The organism is Anaerostipes sp. AF04-45 (assembly GCF_003461725.1).
Lineage (GTDB): Bacteria > Bacillota > Clostridia > Lachnospirales > Lachnospiraceae > Anaerostipes > Anaerostipes caccae.
Window position 1 is genome coordinate 12352 of record NZ_QTXQ01000004.1, and the last position, 20334, is coordinate 32685.

Genomic DNA, 20334 nt, shown 5'->3' on the forward strand with positions numbered 1-20334 from the left:
ACATAACAAGGAAAGACATTGAACAAGAACAGCCTGCCATTTTTGGCATAAACTTATATTACATATTTAATACAAATATAGTTTCTCAAATGCGTATAGAAAGGATTATAATATGAATATAAGCAGTAACTGTAAAAACGAAAAACTTCAAAAGAATTGCTGTGACTGCTGTAATTGCAGATGCTACCGAGGGCCGCAGGGAGAACCGGGTCCACAGGGAGAACCAGGTCCGCAGGGAGAAGCGGGTCCGCAGGGAGAACCGGGTCCACAGGGAGAACCAGGTCCGCAGGGAGAAGCGGGTCCGCAGGGAGAACCGGGTCCACAGGGAGAACCAGGCCCACAGGGGATGCCGGGCCCGCAGGGAGAACCGGGTCCACAGGGAGAACCAGGTCCGCAGGGAGAACCAGGTCCGCAGGGAGAACAAGGGCCGGAAGGCACCTTTAATCCGGGGGATGTCTTGTTTTATATTAATGGCAACGGCGGTCCCATACCTATCAGGTTTGGAGAGGATTTAAACTTTATATCTCCAAATCTGAATATATTTTTGCATGATTATCCAGCCACTGTCGAAATAGATGGTAAGGCAGTGGAAACTGCGTTCGGCGGTCTTTATTCCAACATGGTTCAATCATTTGATTTTTCTGTCAGTGACCAGGTGGAACAGGTACAATTTAACAATTATATGCCATCTTTTAATGTTGGAGCGGGCCAAAATGAAATACAAATTTATATGCCGGGCGAATATGAAATCAATTATATGATCCGTATCGATCCGGCTGAAACAGCAGGCCAGACAATTTCGGCAGGAGTGCGGCAAAACGGCAGATTTATTGACTCCACGCTGCAATACACTACAATTTCTGCAGATGATATCACAATCTTGCAGGGAAGCGTCATTGAATTCCTGGACGGCCAAATTGATTTGGCGTTTTATTCCACCGGAGCCGCAGGCTTTGATCTGACTTCATTGACAAATGCTACTCTTACAGTAGAACGATTATCTCCATTGCCATAAAAAAAAGGTCTTTAAAGAAGCCGGCTGTCATACAGCAGCCGGTTTCTTCTAATATTTGGATGTATTGAAAAGAGACATCCCTGATACCTTACTCTTCGTAAAAATAAAAGGGATAGATTCTGTTCAGACAAAAGCTGTCTGTGTCAGGACAATGCTGAAAAGGACAAAAAAAGAAAGGTCTAACACAGAAAATGGGACTATGTTATAATGAACTAAGATTTTTACTTTTTGAATTAGAGGAGGGAAAGGAGCTTTCATGAAATTATTTATCGTCTGTCTTGTTTTTATAAATGTAATTACATTTTTTATATATGGGAGTGACAAGCAAAGGGCAAAAAAGAACAGATGGAGGATTCCGGAAAAGACATTGATTTTGCTGGCAGCAGCAGGAGGATCTGTGGGAGCCTGGCTGGCTATGCGGATGTTCCGGCATAAGACAAGGAAGCCGGTGTTTATGTATGGCATCCCGGTCATTCTTTTGTGTCAGATGGGACTTTACACATACTTTTTTATTTCATAGGGAGGGTCGTCCTATGGAATAAAAAGGATGCACACTTTTGTTCTAAAATAACAGGAGGGAGGAGGACATGAGACATTTAGATGAGTATTCTTCAAAAAGAATTTCTTACCGGAGGATGACCGTATGTGATATACCGGCAGTCGTTCGGATGAGAGTACAACAGCTGAAAGATGAAGGAGCACAGGCTGATTTTGAGCTGAAACCATATCTGACAGAGTTTTATGAGAGAAATTTAGAAACCGGACTGTATATTTCATGGCTTGCAGTGTGCGGTGAGGAAATCGTGGCTGCCAGCGGAATGTCATTTACAGAGAAACCTCCGTATTATAAAAATCCAACTGGAAAGATCGGTATTCTATCCAGTATGTATACAGTGGAAAAGCACAGAAGAAGAGGGATTGCACGGGTTCTATTAAAGAAAGTAATCGATGAAGCGAGAAATTATGGATGCGGTGTTGTTCATGTGACTGCATCGGATATGGGAGTTTTACTGTATAAAGACTTCGGGTTTCGGAAAAATAAGAATTTTATGCAGTATGAACTAAACTGACAGAAATACATAGACGGAGGATTGAGGACATGATGAAAGGCAGAATCCTGCTGCTGGAAGACGATGAGAGCCTGAGACGCGGCATATGCTTTAAATTAGAAAAAGAAGGATATGAGGTCCTGGCCTGTGCGGGGATTCAGGAAGGCATGAGACTATGGAATAACAGTGAGATTGATCTGGTCATCTGTGATATAACGCTGGAAGACGGAAGTGGATTGGATTTCTGCAGAGAAATACGCAGGATCAGCAATGTGCGTTTCATGTTCCTGACTGCCATGGATCAGGAGATCGACATTGTCATGGGATATGAGGCGGGGGCGGATGACTATGTGGTAAAACCATTCAGTCTTGCCGTTCTCATCTCGAAGATACACGCGGTATTTGCCCGGATGGATGTAAAAGAGGAAAAGATAGAATCCGGGAAAGTCTGTGTCCATAAGACAGAGATGAAGGTCATGGTATCGGGAGAAGAGAGAAGCCTTACCAAAAATGAATGGAAACTGCTGCTTTTGTTTATCTCCCATCCAAGGCAGGTGTTTTCCAAAGGCCAGCTTTTAGAGCAGATGTTTGACATGGACGGCGAGTTTGCCGATGAAAACACGGTAGCAGTCAACATCAGAAGGCTCAGGGAAAAGATTGAGCCAGATCCGTCCAAACCGGAGTATATTAAAAATATACGGGGGATCGGATATTTATGGGATAAGGAGTGTACCGGAAATTGATTGGAAAGAGGGAAAAGATCGGCTGGGTCAGATTTTCTGTCTGTACAGCAGCTATTTTCTTATGTATCTTTGGATATGGATTATTTTCAGAAAACAGAAAGCTGATCCGGGAAGAAAAGCAGCAGCTGGAAACGGCAGGAATGATGGAAGATGGAAAGACTCAGGAAGAGATATTGTATCATATCTTTCAGGGAGAAGAAGAAAAAGCACTGCAGAAAAAGGGAAGACAGGTTTATGCCAGGGCAGGTTTTGAAGAAGAGATGAAAGCAAGGTATCAAAGCCGCATGGTGCAGTACATCGTCCGTTCCGGAGGAGTTTTTTTAGGTGCGTACCTTTTGATCACAGCGGCTGCATATATCCGAATGAGAGAGGCCGTCAGAAGAAAAGAGCAGGAATTCGAACAATTCGGGAGCGTCATTGAACAATTTTATACAGGACATTATCAGGTCGCTTATCGTGAGGAAGAGGGGATGAAAAGCAGACTGTTCAGCAGGCTCAACTCCCTTGGAAAACGTTTGGAAGTGCAGGAGAAGAAAATCCAGGACGAAAAGGAAACCACAAAGTCCCTGGTAACTGACATATCCCATCAGCTGAAAACACCTGTGGCATCCCTGAAAATGTGTCTGGAGCTTTTAGCGGAAGAAGATCTGTCAAAGGAAGAGGAGAAAGAGTTTCTCGGACAGGCAGTGGGGCAGACCCAGCGCCTGGACAGTCTCACAAAAGCCCTTATTAATATTTCCAGAATGGAAACAGGCATGATCTCAGTGAAAAAGATTCAGGCACCTATCATGGATACCATCGCACAGGCGGTCAGCAGCGTGTATGTGAAGGCCCAGGAGAAGAATATCGAGATAGAAGTGGTGAAAAACAGCGATGAGGCTGCGGATATGGCAATCCCCCATGATCCCCACTGGACCAGAGAAGCGATTGCAAATATTTTGGAAAATGCAGTGAAGTACAGCGGAAGGGATACGTGTATCCAGATCCGCATGATGAAACGGACCAGTTTTTTGAGGATAGAAATTGAGGATCAGGGGATCGGAATTGACAGCAGAGACTATACCAAGATTTTTCAGCGGTTCTATCGGGGAACAGCGCCGCAGGTAAAAGAGGCGGATGGATCCGGAGTCGGTCTTTATCTTACCAGAAGTATCCTGGAGGCACAGGGAGGGTCTGTTTCTGTTTCTGCGGGGAAGCAGGGAAGTATTTTTACGATACATGTAAGTCTTACAGATTTGTAAGGCTTTTTCTTTTGGATTGAAAGATGAATGTAAGAGGAGGCATTTATCATAGACAGTAAGAACAGGAGGTATGAAAAAATGCAGAATACAGTTATTCTAGAGACAAAGGATTTATGTAAATATTATGGCAGCGGAGAAAATGAGGTGCGTGCTATCGACCACACATCCCTCCAAATCTATCAGGGTGAATTTGCTGCGATTGTAGGAAAGAGCGGTTCGGGAAAAAGTACACTTCTTCATATGCTTGGAGGACTGGACTGCCCTACAAAAGGAAAGATCCTGATCGGAGATAAGGACATCAGCTGTATGAAGGAAGAAGAGGTAGCTGTTTTCCGGAGAAGAAAGATCGGATTTATCTTTCAGTCCTTTAACTTGATTTCTTCCCTGAATGTGTGGGAAAACATCGTTCTTCCCATTGGGCTGGATGGAAGAAACGTGAATGAGGCATTCGTGAATGAGATTTTGTGTACACTGGGTATCGAAGAGAAGAAGCACAATCTTCCCAATACGCTTTCCGGCGGCCAGCAGCAGAGAGTTGCCATTGCCAGAGCGATTGCGTCAAAGCCTGATATCATACTGGCGGACGAACCGACCGGAAATCTGGACACAAAGACCGGGGATGAGGTAATTTCCCTCTTAAAAATGACGGCCAGGAAATATGGACAGACATTGGTTATGATTACCCATGATGAGGAGATTGCACAGATGGCTGACCGTATTATCCTGATCGAAGACGGCAAGGTGGTGGATTAAATGAAAGCAGTCACACAGTTGTCGAAAAAGAATTTAACGCAGACCAGAAGCAGAAGTATCCTCATCGGGATTTCCATTATGCTGACGACGGCTCTCTTAACGATCATCGGTTTAAGCTGCAATGGAATAATGAAAATGAACAGTCACAACAGCTCTGTCCTCTATGGAGATTTTCATGCCGCATTTACCGGAATCAGTGAAGAAAAGAAGCAGGAAATTTCCGTCAGAGGCGAGATTGAAAAGACAGGCTCCATGTCCTCTGTAGCCACGGTTGAGCTGGGGAAAGCCAGCGGCGTACTTTCCTACTATGACCAGAATGCCCGGGCAATGTCGAACTTAAAGATGACCGGCCAGAGCAGAATTCCCACCGGGGAAAATGAGATCATGGTTCAGAAATCATTTTTTAAGAAGCTGATGAAAAAGAAACCTAAGATAGGAGACACGGTCACAGTTCCTTACCGGATCAATGGGGAAGGAACCGTACTGAGAAAAAAATTCACAATTACCGGCTTTCTGCCTGACAGTGAAATGAATGATCTGAAGCAGGCATACGGGGCCGTAGTATCAAAAGAATTTTTTGAAAAGGCTGTCCCTGTGGAACAAAGATCCTATACGCTCTGTGTAAAGATGAAGAAGGCAGACAAAGTCACAGAAAACGGGCTGAAGGAAAGTATCAATCAGCTGGCAGAGAAACTTTCCATCCCTGAAAAAAATGTTTCTCTCAATACGATTTTTATTATGTGGGATACGGACCCGGGGGCAGAAACCGTGGCTGCGGGAGTATTTATTGCGGCGGTTGTCATCTTATTCAGCATCGTTGTGATCTACAATATTTTCTATGTCGGTATGATACAGAAAGTACAGGAATACGGGAAACTGCGGGCCATAGGAATGACGAAGAAGCAGATGAAACAGATGATCTTCCGGGAAGGCATGATATTGTCCGGCATCAGTATACCTGTTGGACTGATTGTGGGTTATTTTGGAACAGATCTGTTTTTTACGAAGATTGCCGGGTTCAGCAGTGTAAACGAGTCCATCAACGAAGCGATCGCAAATACTCAGCTGTTCAGCATACCTGTTTTGGCCGGAGCAGGGATCCTTTCGCTGATTACCGTCTGTCTTTCCGTGAAACGGCCGATGCAGATTGCAGCCAAAGTGTCTCCGGTGGAAGCGGTGCGGTATCAGGAAAACACCGGGAAAAAGAAACAGAAGAGGAAAGGATGCAGGCAGGTAAAGCTGATCGGTCTTACCAGGGCAAATTTGTCAAGCAACCGGAAACGGACATTGATGACCATCCTTACTATGGGGCTGAGCTGTGTAATGTTCGTCACCATCGCTAATCTGTGCGGCAATATGGATCCGGCCTATGAGGCTAAAAAAGATGTGAAAAAAGGGGACTTTTATCTGACACTGGATACGAAACTGGATGATAAAACCTATCCGGAGAAAAATCTGAACCGGGTCCAGGAACAGGGACTCATGAATGCTTCGGTAGTAGAGAAGATCAAAAAGATCGATGGTGTTACAAGAGTAGAAACTGGTAAATGGGCCGCAGTAAAAGTCCGTGGTAACGAAGAAGAAGGAACTTCAGTCATTCAGATCTTATCCAAAAAGGATTTTAATGCTTTTGTAAAAAGCGGATTAGAGCGCGGCAGTGCGGACTATGAGCAATTAGTAAAAGAAAGCGGAACCGTCTATCTTTGGGATCACTTCTTCGATGAAAATGGCTATCACATCGGAGACAAGATATCTATGGATCTGCTGGACGGAGAGAGAAAAGTGCCGCTTACTTTAAAAATCACCGGTTCTGCAAATGCACATTTGGAAGCCAGCTGGGCTATGACAGAGGAGACATTTAAGAAACTCCGCGTGAAAGGGAATCTGACCAGCGAAATTTATATTTCCTGCCTTCCGGAAAAAAAGACGGCAGTGGAAAAACAGCTGAGGAATCTGACAGGAGGCAGCGAGTTTTATGACCTGCTCTCTTACGATGATGCATACCGCACTGCGCAGCTTGGCATCGGGCTTCTCAGGGACTCTTTATATGCCCTGCTGTTTGTCATTGGGATCATTGGATTCATGAATATGGCCAATACACTGATCACAAGCATTGTTACCCGGAAAAAAGAACTGGGAATCCTGCAGGCATTGGGTATGACCAATCGGCAGCTGGCCAGAATGCTCCAGATGGAAGGGCTGATTTTTACGGCGGGGACTCTGCTGATATCGTTTACCTTTGGAAATGCCGCCGGATACATGCTGTTCCTGAAATGTAAGGATACCGGAATGATCGGTATTAATGACTATCATTTTCCTATGGCCGAGATCCTTGTGATGGCAGGCATCCTTCTGATGCTGCAGATCATTCTGTCCGCATTTATGAGCAGAAAACTGCAGAAGGATTCTCTTGTTGAAAGGATCAGATACGAAGAATAATTTATGAAATAAAAAATTTCCGAATACTTTTTAAAAGTATCCGGAAATTTTTTTAAAGTATCATATTTCTCAGCATTTCAAGTCTCTGCTTTTCCTGGCCGGTCATAGTTTCCGAGAGAGCGTCTATGATGATGCCGGTTTCTTCGTTGGTAAATGCGATGCCCTGTTCTGCCAGGCGGCTGGAGGCCGCCATAAGATCAGGCAGGATGTCTTCCAGGTTTTTGCCCCGGCATTGGTTCACGAGAAGTTCCATGATTTCTATTTTCTTTGGGTCGATGCTCTGGACCGCGCGGTTCATTTTCCATTGTTCATTCATGCGGGATACCTCACTTTTTCAGAATTTGATTGATTTGATTTAACAGGTCACTGTTGGGTGCATTTGCTGCTTCCTGCTTTTCAGGCTGAGACTGGGACATAAACAGCGGCATTAGTTTTGCCATCATGTCTGAATCGGCTGAAGAATTGCCGGGCGAAGCATTGGCATTTGGATTTGCCTGCAGAAAATCCTGATAGGACTGGTACATTTTTGCCATTTTCATCATCTGGAGTATCTGATCGATTTGTTTTGAGGTTTCCTTGGGGGCCCGCATTCTCATCGCGGTAAGCATCATTTCCAGAGAAGCATTGTTCTGGTCCAGTCCGCATGCGGAGAGAGTATCCTCATCGTCAAAGTCTTCCATGATGTTTTGCAGTTCATGGAGTTTGATGTAAAGAGCTGCAGATTTTTTCAGAGTGGGAGGGAGATAAGGGAGCGCGTCTTCCAGCATATTGGACGAGTCGTCACGGAAAAAGTGCTCCCAGTGGGTTTGTTTTTGATCCATTTTGTCACAACCTTAGGTTTCATTCTCATATCCTATATTATTAGGAGGTGAAGAAAATTATGAGTGAAATTTTTGTAGAAGAAGAAAATACCGTTTACGAACTGGATGAGGAATGTCTCAGAAGAAAAGGAGAAATGGGATTTTCAGGACAGAGAAATGGAATCATGAAAAAGCAGAGTATGGAAGGCGGAAGCATACTGATTTTGATCGCTGCCCTTTTATGCTGTTTTAAATAATAGATATTTCAGTGTCCGGAGGATCATTTCCGGACACTTTTTATTTTACGGCACGCAAAAAGGGCAGCAGGTTTGTTACCCGCTGCCCTTGGTTTATCAGGACATATCAGATTAGCATCCGCATCCGCAGCCACTGCCGCCGCCGAATCCGCCTCCGCAGCAGCACAGTAAGATGATGATCCAAAGGATAGAATCACATCCGCATCCGTCTCCTCCTCCGAATCCGCCGTCGCCTCCGCAGCAGCATAATAAGAGAATAAGAAGAAGACAGTTGTTTCCTCCGAATCCTGAATTGCATGATGTTCCGCAACCTGTTGCAGCTAAATCACTCATGTTGTTTCCTCCTTGATTATATTTACAGTTTATATTATTCGGTCTCTTCCAATGTGTGCCGAAAAAAGAAAATCTTTTTATTTGCCTGCTGCTTTTCTGGGGGAAAACGGGGTTTAAAGAATTGTAAACCAAATGTAACAAACGTAATGAGAAGGTATGTTATACTCTAACAATGAGATACAAGCAGGGGAAAGGAGAGAGTATGAGGTATTTTAAAAGATGGGCAGCATGGCTGATGTCGGCGGTTCTTTTGGGAACATCGGCTCCCGCTGCGGTCAGCGCGGCTTCCGGCAAAGACCAGGTGACAGAGATGAAAAAGCTGCTTTCCGGCAGACAGGAAGCAGGATATGAGGAGGGAGAAGCACTGGTCATGTACCGGACGACGGCATCAGGGCAAAAGGGCAGATCCGCTCCTTTTTCCTCCGGAATAAAGGTTAAGCAGGCCTGGAACTTTTCGGCGGATACCAAAAAGAAGACGAGGAGCGCTTCTCAGAATTCCGCAGTTTCCATTGCCAGAGTGACTTCACAAAAGAGCACGGAGGATCTGGTCAGACAGCTGAAGAAGGATCCGCAGGTGATTGCCGCACAGCCCAATTATAAGATTAGGATTTTGGGAGGCAGCGATCCCTATTTTGACTTTCAGTGGGCAAATAAAAACAGCGGTCAGAATGGAGGCAGTACAGGGAAGGATGTCGGCTATGATCAGTTTTATGACAAGACATCCGGGTCCAAAGGCAAAGAAACGGTTGTGGCGGTAGTTGACACAGGAATTGACCTTGAACATGAGGATCTCAGGGACAGGCTGTGGACAAACAGGTCAGATGTGCTCTACGGCAGACATGGCTATGATTTTGTCAACCATGATGCAGATCCTTCCGATGATTACGGTCACGGAACCCACTGTGCCGGTATTATTGCGGCTCAGGCAGGCAACGGCAGGGGCGTTGCGGGTATCAGCCAGAGCAGCGATGTTAAGCTGATGGCACTGAAGGTGCTGGACGAAGACGGAGACGGTGAATTATCTGACGTGATCGATGCCTATTATTACATCTATAAGCAGCAGATGGAAGGTGTCAATGTGGCGGCTATAAACAATTCCTGGGGAATCGATGAGGCTGACGAACAGGAATTGATGAAATATTTGATCGAACTTGTAGGAAAGAAAGGGGCGGTGACAGTCTGTGCCGCCGGAAACGACAGTGAGGACAATGAAGGGAACGCATCCATTCCGGCAGGCATTGACAGCGATTATGTGATATCGGTTGCGGCATCCAATGAGAAAGACGGACTGGCGTCCTATTCAAACTATGGGAAAGAGTCTGTACATATGGCCGCGCCGGGAAATCAGATTTTGTCTACGGTCAATGAAGACTGTTTTAATCCTTCGATTTACAGTGACGGGGAGAGAAATTCAAACTGCCAGTTTTATAAAAACTATAATGACGGTGATGTCTCAGAGATTAAGACAGAGGGATCAGGCAGCATCGGAAAAGGTACGGTGGCGGTTTCTGAGGACAGTGACTATTTTGGAAAAGAATCTGCCGGAAAGTCAGCGAAGATTTCAGTGAAGAATGCAGAGCCCGGAGATATCTATACGGTATATCTTCCTTATGACAGCGCCAAGGGCAGCACAGATTCCTATTTGAGCACGATGCTCAAGGCTTCCAGCAGTCTGGCAGTGGAAGACGGGGCCGGACTGGTCATAGCAAAGGACTATAAGCTGGATGAAGAAGGTCAGATCGAAGATCCTCTGACGTCGGAAGATGTCACCATAAACATGATAACGGGTACGATCCCTATGATGGCAGCCAACGGCGAGTCGGATGTATGGGGACATCTGTCCTATCCAACCCGCAGCACAACAAAGAATGAAAAGCGTGCGGTTGGTATTTCACTGGTAGTATTAGAGAAGCAGAATTTTACGATCCGTCTGGATGACACTGCAGTCAGCAAGGCAGGTGTATTAAGCCGGGATTTCGGGAAATACGATTTTTCCAGCGGGACATCCATGGCTGCCCCTCTGGTGAGCGGTGCGGTGGCAAACACTTCCTGGTACTATGGGAAGAAGGATGCACTCTCCAACAGGGAGACAGTCCTTGGAATGACAAGAACAGTGAAGGATCTGCCCGTGATTACCAGGGGAGTTCTGGACGGCAGGAAGCTGTCTGATCAGAATGCAATCCTCACCGGCGCAGCAGTTTCCGGGGGCAGAGTCGTTCTCTCAGGGAAGGGATTCGGAACTGGAGGTACTGTAAAGGTCAACGGTAAGGCAGAAAAGGCAGTATCCTGGAGTGATACAAAGATCGTTCTGGAAAACAGACAGTTAGTAAACCGGGTGGGCGAAGTCGAGATCCTGACCGGCAGCGGAAAATCTGTCACTGGTTCATTTTATTTTATAAAAGGTAAAAACGGGCCGAAAAAAGTCTTTTCAGCCGAGGATATTACAGACGGCGGGGGTGCAGTCTCCGACGGCAGGAAGATGTATTATCTGGACAAAGAGCTGAATCTTTATGTGATGGATGAGGAGGAACAGGAATTTTCCAGAATATCCTCTATGGCACGGGAGAAAGCATTTGCAGGCATAAAGAAGGGAGAACTGGACCGGTCAGATCTCAGTCTGGATTCAGCACCGGTCTACTGTGACAGGGCTGTCTATGCGATAGCCGAGGCGGATTTGGGATATGAGACAAAAAGATCTCTTGTGAGCTACTCATTTCAGACGAAATCGTGGTCGAGAGTTGACTCCTATGTGACGAAAACAGGCGGGGCCAAACTGGAGGGATCAGCTCTGACCGCCTACAATGGGAAGATTTATGTGATCGGAGGCCGGAATAAAAAGACCGGAGCTATGGAAAAGAGTGTCTTTTGTTACGACAAGGAGAAAAAACAGTGGTCCAAAGCCCCGGGACTTCCGGAAGGGCGCTGCCAGAGTGTGGCCGTCCAGTCGGGAAATCAGCTGATCCTTACCCTGGGCAGCAGCGGAAAGAAAGGGGAGATTCCAAAGAATCTTGTTTACAGCGATAAGAGCAGGAAATGGGTGAAAAAATCAGCTTCTCTGATACCAAAAAATAAGGGCGAAGAGATCTATACGGCCATTGTGGGCGTATGCAGAGATGGTCTGGCCTACGTGGGGCTTAATACAGACGGCTGCGGAAATGTGTTCCGGTATTCTGTTTCCAAAGATCGTTTTGAAGCCATGGACTATCAGGCAGCCTTTGAAGAAGATCTCATAGGAACCACTGTTGGCTCAAGGTTTCTCTTCATGCCTGTGACGGAGCAGGAAGATTTCGATTATAAAAATTTAAACAGGAAGAAGACATCGGTTCAGGCTAAAGCACAGAGCGATGTAGACGACGAGGATTATGACGACAGCTGTACGGTGTATTCTTATCCTGTAACTTCCGGGCTTGTGACGGTAAAAGCAAAAACTAAGCATGGAACTATCTCCGGAAAAGGAGGATACCTGCCGGGGCAGAAGGTAACGGTAAAGCCGAAGGCCGCAAAATATTACTGCTATAAGCCTTCCACTATGAAAGCGGCAGGCAAAAAGGTGAAAGGCAGCAGCTATTCCTTCCGCATCACGGGAAATGTAACCGTGTCCGCAGTATTTAAAAAGACTGTGGTGAAACTGAATAAGAAAAAACTGACTCTCAAAGCCGGAGATAAATACCGTCTCAATGCAAAAGTAAAGACAGTTGGTAAAAAGAAGTCGGTTACATGGAAGACAAGTAAGAGCAAATACGCCACGGTTTCTAAAAAGGGCGTGGTAAAGGCGAAGAAGGCGGGCAGAGGAAAGACGGTTACGATCTATGCCAAGGCAAAGGATGGTTCCCGGTCCTATGCTAAAATCAAAGTAAAAATCCGATAACAATATAAAAAAGATCCCTGTGTTTCGCGCGATAAGGTATAATAAGAGATGCAGGGATTTTGTCTGTGCTTTTTCAAAAATTATGATCAGGAGGAATGTTTATGTTTAAAGACATATTACATAATGTACAAAAGCATCCGTCTCTTGTCCATTGTATGACAAACTATGTGACGGTCAATGATGTGGCCAATATTGTGCTGGCATCCGGCGGTTCGCCGATCATGGCGGATGACAAGGGTGAGGTGGAGGAGATCACGAGTATCTGTACCTCACTTGTGATCAATATCGGGACGCTGAACGCGAGGACCGTTGAGGCGATGGTGCTGGCAGGGAAGAAAGCCAATGAGCTGGGTCATCCGGTGATCCTTGATCCGGTGGGAGCAGGCGCATCCTCTATGAGAACGGAGACTGTTAAGAGACTGTTAAGAGAGGTTCGCTTCAGCGTGATCCGGGGAAATATTTCCGAGATCAAGACGGTATTTGAAGGCAGCGGTGCCACTCTTGGTGTGGACGCCAGCGAAGCAGATGCCGTGACGGCAGAAAACCTTTGGAAAGCAGCGGATATGGCAAAGTGTCTGTCTGCACAGACCGGTGCAGTCATTGTGATCACAGGAGCCATTGACATAGTAGCCGACGAGCACAAGGTTTTTGTTTTAAGAAACGGCAATCCGATGATGGCAAAGATCACCGGAACCGGATGTATGCTTGACGGAGTCGTCGCCGGATTTGTGGGGTCCAATCAGGACAGGGTTCTGGAAGCAGCAGCGGCAGCAGTGTGTGCCATGGGATACTGCGGGGAGAAGGCCAGGACAAAATGCGAAGGAACTTCTTCTCTGAGGATGCATCTGATCGACGCCATGAGCAGCCTGACGGCAGAGGAATTAGAAAGGGGTGCAAAGGTTGAGAGTAGAATCTGAGGCAATGACCCTCTATGCGGTGACAGATTCCGCATGGACAGGCGGGCAGACATTGATGGAACAGGTGAAAGATGCACTGGACGGAGGTATAACATTCCTCCAGCTCAGGGAGAAGGATTTGGAGTATGATGCGTTCTTACAGGAAGCAATAGAGATGGCAAAGCTGTCCAGGAAGTACGGGGTGCCGTTTGTTATCAATGACGAGGTGGAGATTGCCCTTAAATGCGGAGCAGACGGTGTTCATGTGGGGCAGGAGGATATGGCATGCCGGAATGCCAGAGATATTCTGGGGCCGGATAAGATCATAGGAGTATCGGTCCACAATGTAAAAGAGGCATTAAAGGCACAGGCCGACGGAGCAGATTATCTGGGCCTTGGAGCCGTGAAAGCCACGCCCACAAAGACCGATGCCAGGGTGGTGGAGTTCGAAGAGATAAAAAAGGTATGTGATGCAGTGAACATACCGGTCGTAGCCATCGGAGGGATCAAAAAGGATAACATGATGGAACTGAAAGGCAGCCATGTGGACGGGATCGCAGTGGTCTCTGCCATTTTCGGAGCCGAGAACATTAGAAAAGAGACGGAAGAATTGCGAAAGAAAGCAGAGGAGTTGAGAATACGATGAAGACAGTATTGACCATTGCGGGATCTGACTGCAGCGGCGGGGCAGGGATTCAGGCTGATCTAAAAACCATGGCCGCCCACGGTGTGTACGGCATGTCGGCCATTGCGGCGCTGACGGCACAAAACACCACAGGGGTTGCGGGAATCTATCATGTATCCAGAGATTTTCTGGAACAGCAGCTGGACTGTATTTTTACGGACATTTATCCGGATGCGGTGAAGATCGGTATGGTTTCGGAAAAAGAACTAATCGAGGGAATTGCCGGAAAACTGAAACAGTATGGTGCAAAAAATATTGTCCTGGACCCGGTTATGGTGTCTACCAGCGGCAGCAGGCTGTTAAGCGGGGATGCCATCGGGACCTTAAAGGAGGTGCTGTTTCCGCTGGCTGATATCATTACGCCCAATGTGCCGGAAGCGGAAGTGCTCTCTGGAGTCAGTATAAGGACAAAAGAGGATATGGAAGAAGCCGCGTCAAAGATCGGAGAATATTTTGACGGATATATCCTGATGAAAGGCGGACACTCGGTGGAAGATGCAAACGATTATCTTTTTTATCACGGAAAGAAAAAGATGTTCCGCGGCACGAGGGTGGAAAATGAAAATACCCATGGGACAGGCTGTACGCTCTCATCTGCTATTGCTTCCAATCTGGCAATGGGATGTGATATGGAGACGAGCATTCAGAATGGAAAAGAGTATATTACCGGCGCACTGCTTGACGGGCTGGACCTGGGAAAAGGCAGCGGTCCTTTGAATCATATGTATCGGTTGAAATAGATTTTTTATCTAAAACAGATCAAAAAACTGCTGCTTCATGACAAACGAATAAAGTCATGGAGCAGCAGTTTTTAAAGTCTACTCGTGATTCATGCACAATTTTGCGCGTTTGATATCAGGAACCGCAGTTAAAATAGGAAGCAGGATCGCTGCGACGACCAGGCCGGAGCATCCCTGTACCGCATTGGAAGGAACGCTTAAAAGTGCCGGTCCCACGCCCTCAGTGATATAAGAATGAATAAAATAGCCGGTTACCACAAAAAAGATATCTGCCAGCCCGCAGGGAATCATGGCAATGAGTTCTTTAACTCCGTGGTTTGTCAATATTTTGTAAAGGGTTGCTGCAGTCAATGCTACTAGGAATTTGACAATAAAAGTCGTGGGAGCATAGTAAGCATAGCCGGAGAAAATGTCGGCAAAGGCGGAGCCGATACCGGCGGCCAGGGAACCGTACTTTTTCCCTAAGATCACACCGCTCAAAATAACGAAGGCGTCCCCCAGATGGATATATCCGTGAGTGGCAGGGGTGGGAATCTGGATAACCATGGTTCCCACGCAGCAGAGTGCGGTAAACAGAGCAGTATATACAAGTTTTTTTGTTTGATTCATAACATCAGTCCTCCTCTTGCGAAATCATATCGATTATTTTCATTTATCTTAATACAATATGTGGCATCTTTTAAAATGCCAGTTATAATGTTTTTGATGGTGCCAGACTGTTTTTCTTTCCTAAAACATGATCTTATGATATAATCTCCTAAAAAGATTCAGGAGGAAAGTATGATTAATTTGTATGAAAAAGGTGCTTATTTAGTGAACGGCACCGAATTGGTAGATGAAGATAACACAGAAAAATTAGCACAGCTTACAGGGTCTGCACTGTCAAAAGAAGAAGCCAGACAGAATACCATTGCATATGGAATCCTCAGCGATCACAATACATCCGGAAACATGGACAAGCTGATGATTAAATTTGATACATTGACTTCCCACGATATTACATTTGTAGGGATCATACAGACGGCGAGAGCGTCAGGGATCGAGAAATTCCCGGTTCCTTATGTGCTCACTAACTGCCATAACAGCCTCTGTGCCGTGGGCGGGACGATCAACGAAGATGACCACATGTTTGGGCTGACTGCAGCAAAGCGCTACGGCGGCATGTATGTGCCTCCTCATCAGGCTGTCATCCACCAGTTTGCCAGGGAGATGCTGGCCGGAGGCGGGAAAATGATTCTCGGGTCCGACAGCCATACCCGCTACGGAGCACTGGGAACAATGGCCATGGGCGAGGGAGGACCGGAGCTGGTAAAACAGCTTCTGAACCGTACTTATGACATTAATATGCCTTCCGTGGTAGGTGTTTACCTCACCGGGAAACCTGAAAAAGGGGTAGGCCCTCAGGACGTGGCTCTGGCCATTATCGGAGCCGTGTTTGAATGCGGATATGTTAACAATAAGGTGATGGAGTTTGTAGGACCGGGTGTGGCAAACCTGTCTGCCGATTTCCGGATCGGCATCGACGTTATGACCACAGAGACTACCTGTCTTTCTTCTATATGGAAGACCGATGACACGATCAAAGAATTTTACGAGATACACGGAAGAGAAAAAGATTACAAAGAATTAAATCCGGGAGCAGTCGCATACTACGACGGAATGGTGGAAGTGGATCTGTCAAAGATCAAGCCGATGATCGCCATGCCGTTCCACCCGAGCAACACCTATACAATAGAAGAAGTCAATGCAAATCTTAAGGATGTCCTGGCAGAAGTTGAAAAACGTGCTTTGGTCAGCCTTGACGGAGCCGTAGACTACTCTCTTCAGGATAAGATCAAAGACGGAAAGCTGTATGTGGATCAGGGGATCATCGCTGGATGTGCAGGAGGCGGATATGAGAATATCTGTGAGGCAGCCAATATCTTAAAGGGTGCCAGCATCGGCTCCGATGAATTCACCCTGAGCGTTTACCCGGCAAGTACGCCTGTATTCATGGAACTTGTAAAGAACGGGGCAGTGGCAGACCTGATGGCTACAGGCGCAGTTGTGAAGACGGCCTTCTGCGGACCGTGTTTTGGAGCAGGGGATACACCGGCCAACAATGCGTTCAGTATCCGCCACTCTACAAGAAACTTCCCGAACAGAGAAGGCTCCAAGCTGCAGAGCGGACAGATCGCATCAGTTGCACTGATGGATGCAAGATCGATCGCAGCCACTGCGGCAAACAAAGGTTACCTGACTCCGGCGACAGACATTGATACAGACTTCAGCGTGCCGAAGTATTTCTTTGACAAGACGATCTACGAAAACCGTGTCTTTGACAGCAAAGGTGTGGCAGATCCTTCCGTGGAAGTACAGTTCGGGCCGAACATCAAGGACTGGCCGGAGATGTCTGCACTTCCGGAGAATCTGGTATTGAAGGTCGTGTCTGAGATCCATGACCCAGTGACAACCACGGATGAACTGATCCCGTCAGGGGAGACTTCTTCTTACCGCTCTAATCCACTCGGACTCGCAGAGTTTACACTGTCCAGGAAAGATCCGGCCTATGTGGGACTCGCAAAGGAGATCCAGAAAGCACAGAAAGCCATAGAGGCGGGGAACTGTCCTCTGGATGCCGTGGAAGAATTAAAATCTGTGATGGAAGCGGTTCATACGAAGTATCCGGAAGCCGGCGAAGGAAATATCGGCGTCGGAAGCACGATATTTGCAGTGAAGCCCGGTGACGGCTCTGCCAGAGAACAGGCGGCTTCCTGCCAGAAAGTCCTGGGAGGATGGGCGAATATCGCCAACGGATATGCAACAAAGCGCTACCGTTCCAATCTGATCAACTGGGGCATGTTGCCGCTTACGATCGAAGAAGGAGAACTTCCGTTTAAGAATAAAGACTTCTTATTCCTGCCTGGTATCAGAAAGGCAGTAGAGAACAAAGACAGCAGGATCAGGGCTTTTGTTGTGGAAGACGGAGGACTCAGGGAGTTTGCTCTGACTCTGGGGGAACTCACCGATGACGAAAGAGAGATCATCCTGAAGGGATGCCTGATCAATTACTATAAAGAGGAGAACTGAGGAGCAGTATAAATGGTCGGAACTATTTGGGCGCTGATACCGCCTGTCATTGCCATTGGACTGGCATTGATCACAAAAGAAGTTTACCTTTCCCTGATGGTGGGGATCGCCTCCGGGGCTTTGATGTTTGAACATTTTCAGCCTGTGGAAGCGATGAATACCATATTTGAAATCATGACCGGAAAGATCGGGAGCAACTGTGATATCCTGATCTTTCTCGTGATGCTCGGTATCCTGGTGGCCCTGATTACAAAATCAGGTGCCTCCAGGGCATACGGAAAATGGGCGCTGAAGGCAATCAAATCAAAGAGACAGGCTATGTTTGCAACCTCTCTTCTGGGGACGGTTATTTTTGTGGACGATTACTTTAACTGTCTGACAGTGGGAACCGTCATGAAGCCTATCACAGACAAATATAAGATCACCAGGGCAAAGCTTGCCTATGTGATCGATGCCACCGCGGCTCCTATCTGTATTATCGCACCGATTTCCAGCTGGGCCGCTGCGGTGGGATCTTCCCTGCCTTCGGGCAGCAATATCGACGGATTTTCCCTGTTCGTAAAGGCAATTCCGTTTAATTACTATGCACTGCTGACACTTGTATTCCTTATATTTTTAATGATCCTGAATGCTGATTTTTCTAAGATGAAGCGGTATGAGGAGGAGAAAGGGAATGAGACACACGATCAAAAGCATGAGGCAGATGTTCCGGTCGTCGGAAAAGGACAGGTAAAGGACCTGATCCTTCCGATTCTGTTTCTGATTGCTTCCTGTATTGGATTTATGCTTTATACCGGAGGATTTTTTGAGGGAAAAGATATTATAACGGCATTGTCCGAATGCAGCAGCGGAAGAAGTCTTGTATTGGGGTCCTTTTCAACGCTGATCTTTACATTTCTTCTGTATATTCCGAGGAAGGTCGTGGCCTTCGTGGATTTCTGCGGGAGTTTCAGCCAGGGATTTAAGTCGATGACATCGGCCATCATGATTCTTTGCCTGGCATGGACTCTTTCCGGCATATGCGGAGAAGAGTATTTAAGGATCGGACAGTTTGTCAGCAGGATTATCAGCGGAAATACATCCGCAGCGGCTGTGCTTCCGGCCCTGTTTTTCCTGGCTGCTCTGGGCCTGTCCTTTGCCACGGGAACTTCCTGGGGAACATTTGGAATTCTGATTCCTATCTCCGCAGCTGTCGTGGGGAATGATATTTCTGCGCTGACGCTGCTGGTGGGGTCTGTTTTGTCCGGAGCCGTATGCGGAGACCACATTTCTCCGATCTCCGATACAACGATTCTGGCCTCTGCGGGAGCCGGATGCCGCCATATTGACCATGTTGCAACACAAATGCCTTATGCGCTTATTGTGGCAGTCTGCGCTGTAGTCGGATACCTGACGGCGGGAGCGTTGAATAACGGATTTTTAGGCCTGGCGGTTGCGGCCGGAGCCCTGGCTGTGGCCATGGCTTCCATCGTGTGGAATCTAAAAAAGAAGGCTTAGAGGTGATAAGATGAGCAATTTGGCCACAAGAGCAATAGAAGAAATAGGAAAAGTGATCATCGGAAAAGATCATATCATAAGGCAGGTCATGACTGCGATCCTGGCCAACGGCCATATTCTGATCGAGGATATTCCGGGTGTGGGAAAGACTACGCTGGCGATTGCATTTTCTAAGGTTCTGGGTCTGGATTATCAGAGGATACAGTTTACGCCGGATGTGATGCCTGCGGATATTGCCGGGTTTTCTGTCTATAAGCAGGGCAGTGAATCCTTTGAATACCAAAAGGGGGCGGCCATCACCAACCTTCTCCTGGCAGATGAGATCAACCGGACTTCGCCCAAGACCCAGTCGGCTCTCCTTGAAGCCATGGAGGAAGGAAGAATCACCGTAGATGGGGTGACGAGAGAACTTCCCGATCCATATGTGGTCATTGCCACACAAAACCCTCTGGGAGCGGTGGGGACCCATTCACTCCCGGAGGCCCAGCTTGACCGGTTTATGATCCGGATTTCCATGGGATACCCGGACCGGGAGAGTGAGGTGGCGATGCTCAAACAGGAGAGAGTCAATGTTGCCATCGATTCTCTGGAAGAGATCATACAGGTGACGGATCTCATACTGATGAAACAGCAGGCGGAGCGGATATATGTCCACGAGGATCTGTACCGGTATATTGTCGATCTTGTATGTGCCACCAGAAATCATCCGGATCTTAGCATGGGGATCAGTCCCAGAGGAACTATCTCTCTTCTTCAGATGGCCAAGGCAAATGCATATCTCGATGACAGAGATTATATGGTACCGGATGATATTAAGCAGATTTTCTATGCCGCATCCGCCCACCGTGTCATGAAAAGCAAAGAGGCGAGGATCAAACGCAGGACGGTCAGGGAGATTCTTACGTCCATAGCCGAAGAGATCCCTGTCCCAGAGAGCAGATAAGGAGCA

At 46.9% G+C, this 20334-nt stretch carries 20 protein-coding genes; 16 read left to right on the plus strand and 4 right to left on the minus strand.

All coding sequences use genetic code 11. The features are described from left to right. Positions 1 to 161 precede the first annotated feature (161 nt). The 8 genes from DWV34_RS17930 to DWV34_RS06920 all read left to right on the plus strand — a co-directional run bounded on the left by DWV34_RS17930 (position 162) and on the right by DWV34_RS06920 (position 7240). A complete protein-coding gene (locus DWV34_RS17930) occupies positions 162 to 515 on the plus strand; it encodes a hypothetical protein (RefSeq protein WP_267901014.1) in 354 nt (117 codons plus the stop codon). Beyond that, positions 458 to 1015, plus strand: coding sequence for a collagen-like protein (locus DWV34_RS06890; RefSeq protein ID WP_225103685.1), 558 nt, complete (start codon positions 458 to 460; stop codon positions 1013 to 1015). The genes DWV34_RS17930 and DWV34_RS06890 overlap by 58 nt, the downstream gene beginning before the upstream one ends. A gap of 256 nt (positions 1016 to 1271) precedes the next feature. After that, on the plus strand, positions 1272 to 1535 hold the full coding sequence (locus DWV34_RS06895; protein ID WP_006566672.1) for a DUF1294 domain-containing protein: 264 nt from the start codon (positions 1272 to 1274) through the stop codon (positions 1533 to 1535). Between the two features lie 67 nt (positions 1536 to 1602). Next, entirely contained in the window at positions 1603 to 2085 is a 483-nt protein-coding gene (locus DWV34_RS06900; protein ID WP_022260786.1) for a GNAT family N-acetyltransferase, read from the plus strand. A gap of 29 nt (positions 2086 to 2114) precedes the next feature. Beyond that, positions 2115 to 2807: a response regulator transcription factor gene (locus tag DWV34_RS06905; RefSeq protein ID WP_006566674.1), complete on the plus strand. Its 693-nt coding sequence runs from the start codon at positions 2115 to 2117 to the stop codon at positions 2805 to 2807. Then, complete coding sequence (locus DWV34_RS06910; RefSeq protein ID WP_006566675.1) at positions 2804 to 4048, plus strand: sensor histidine kinase; 1245 nt, start codon at positions 2804 to 2806, stop codon at positions 4046 to 4048. The genes DWV34_RS06905 and DWV34_RS06910 overlap by 4 nt, the downstream gene beginning before the upstream one ends. Before the next feature lie 78 nt (positions 4049 to 4126). Then, positions 4127 to 4801 (plus strand): ABC transporter ATP-binding protein, encoded by a 675-nt coding sequence (locus tag DWV34_RS06915; protein WP_006566676.1) that lies wholly within the window; start codon positions 4127 to 4129, stop codon positions 4799 to 4801. Continuing rightward, positions 4802 to 7240 (plus strand): ABC transporter permease, encoded by a 2439-nt coding sequence (locus DWV34_RS06920; RefSeq protein WP_118475808.1) that lies wholly within the window; start codon positions 4802 to 4804, stop codon positions 7238 to 7240. 52 nt (positions 7241 to 7292) lie between these two features. On the opposite strand, the gene DWV34_RS06925 is transcribed toward DWV34_RS06920, so the two are convergent. Both DWV34_RS06925 and DWV34_RS06930 read right to left on the minus strand, forming a co-directional pair. Then, complete coding sequence (locus DWV34_RS06925) at positions 7293 to 7556, minus strand: hypothetical protein (protein ID WP_006566678.1); 264 nt, start codon at positions 7554 to 7556, stop codon at positions 7293 to 7295. Between the two features lie 10 nt (positions 7557 to 7566). Next, entirely contained in the window at positions 7567 to 8061 is a 495-nt protein-coding gene (locus DWV34_RS06930) for a hypothetical protein (protein ID WP_006566679.1), read from the minus strand. A 59-nt stretch (positions 8062 to 8120) separates the two neighbouring features. Between DWV34_RS06930 and DWV34_RS17390 the strand changes: the two genes are divergently transcribed. Beyond that, the gene (locus DWV34_RS17390) at positions 8121 to 8297 is read left to right on the plus strand and encodes a hypothetical protein (RefSeq protein WP_006566680.1); all 177 of its coding nucleotides are present in this window, start codon (positions 8121 to 8123) and stop codon (positions 8295 to 8297) included. A gap of 111 nt (positions 8298 to 8408) precedes the next feature. Here the strand turns inward: DWV34_RS17390 and DWV34_RS06935 are convergent, their stop codons facing one another. Further along, positions 8409 to 8630, minus strand: coding sequence for a hypothetical protein (locus DWV34_RS06935; RefSeq protein ID WP_006566681.1), 222 nt, complete (start codon positions 8628 to 8630; stop codon positions 8409 to 8411). A gap of 202 nt (positions 8631 to 8832) precedes the next feature. Here DWV34_RS06935 and DWV34_RS06940 point away from each other — a divergent pair, with 202 nt between their 5' ends. From DWV34_RS06940 to thiD, 4 genes are all read left to right on the plus strand, one after another. Continuing rightward, the gene (locus tag DWV34_RS06940; RefSeq protein WP_233444272.1) at positions 8833 to 12498 is read left to right on the plus strand and encodes a S8 family serine peptidase; all 3666 of its coding nucleotides are present in this window, start codon (positions 8833 to 8835) and stop codon (positions 12496 to 12498) included. A gap of 95 nt (positions 12499 to 12593) precedes the next feature. Further along, positions 12594 to 13415 (plus strand): hydroxyethylthiazole kinase, encoded by an 822-nt coding sequence (thiM, locus tag DWV34_RS06945; RefSeq protein WP_118475812.1) that lies wholly within the window; start codon positions 12594 to 12596, stop codon positions 13413 to 13415. 4 nt (positions 13416 to 13419) lie between these two features. Next, positions 13420 to 14040 (plus strand): thiamine phosphate synthase, encoded by a 621-nt coding sequence (gene thiE / locus DWV34_RS06950; RefSeq protein ID WP_006566684.1) that lies wholly within the window; start codon positions 13420 to 13422, stop codon positions 14038 to 14040. After that, positions 14037 to 14819 carry a bifunctional hydroxymethylpyrimidine kinase/phosphomethylpyrimidine kinase gene (thiD, locus tag DWV34_RS06955; RefSeq protein ID WP_006566685.1) on the plus strand — a complete coding sequence of 261 codons (783 nt, stop codon included), beginning with the start codon at positions 14037 to 14039 and terminating at the stop codon, positions 14817 to 14819. Before thiE ends, thiD begins: the two co-directional genes overlap by 4 nt. 78 nt (positions 14820 to 14897) lie before the next feature. On the opposite strand, the gene DWV34_RS06960 is transcribed toward thiD, so the two are convergent. Continuing rightward, positions 14898 to 15428, minus strand: coding sequence for an ECF transporter S component (locus DWV34_RS06960; protein ID WP_006566686.1), 531 nt, complete (start codon positions 15426 to 15428; stop codon positions 14898 to 14900). A gap of 171 nt (positions 15429 to 15599) precedes the next feature. Between DWV34_RS06960 and DWV34_RS06965 the strand changes: the two genes are divergently transcribed. The 3 genes from DWV34_RS06965 to DWV34_RS06975 are packed head-to-tail and all read left to right on the plus strand — an operon-like array spanning position 15600 to position 20328. Then, positions 15600 to 17888, plus strand: coding sequence for a hydratase (locus DWV34_RS06965; RefSeq protein ID WP_009289465.1), 2289 nt, complete (start codon positions 15600 to 15602; stop codon positions 17886 to 17888). A gap of 12 nt (positions 17889 to 17900) precedes the next feature. After that, on the plus strand, positions 17901 to 19385 hold the full coding sequence (locus DWV34_RS06970) for a Na+/H+ antiporter NhaC family protein (protein WP_118475814.1): 1485 nt from the start codon (positions 17901 to 17903) through the stop codon (positions 19383 to 19385). A gap of 10 nt (positions 19386 to 19395) precedes the next feature. Further along, a complete protein-coding gene (locus DWV34_RS06975; protein WP_006566689.1) occupies positions 19396 to 20328 on the plus strand; it encodes an AAA family ATPase in 933 nt (310 codons plus the stop codon). Positions 20329 to 20334: the final 6 nt, after the last annotated feature.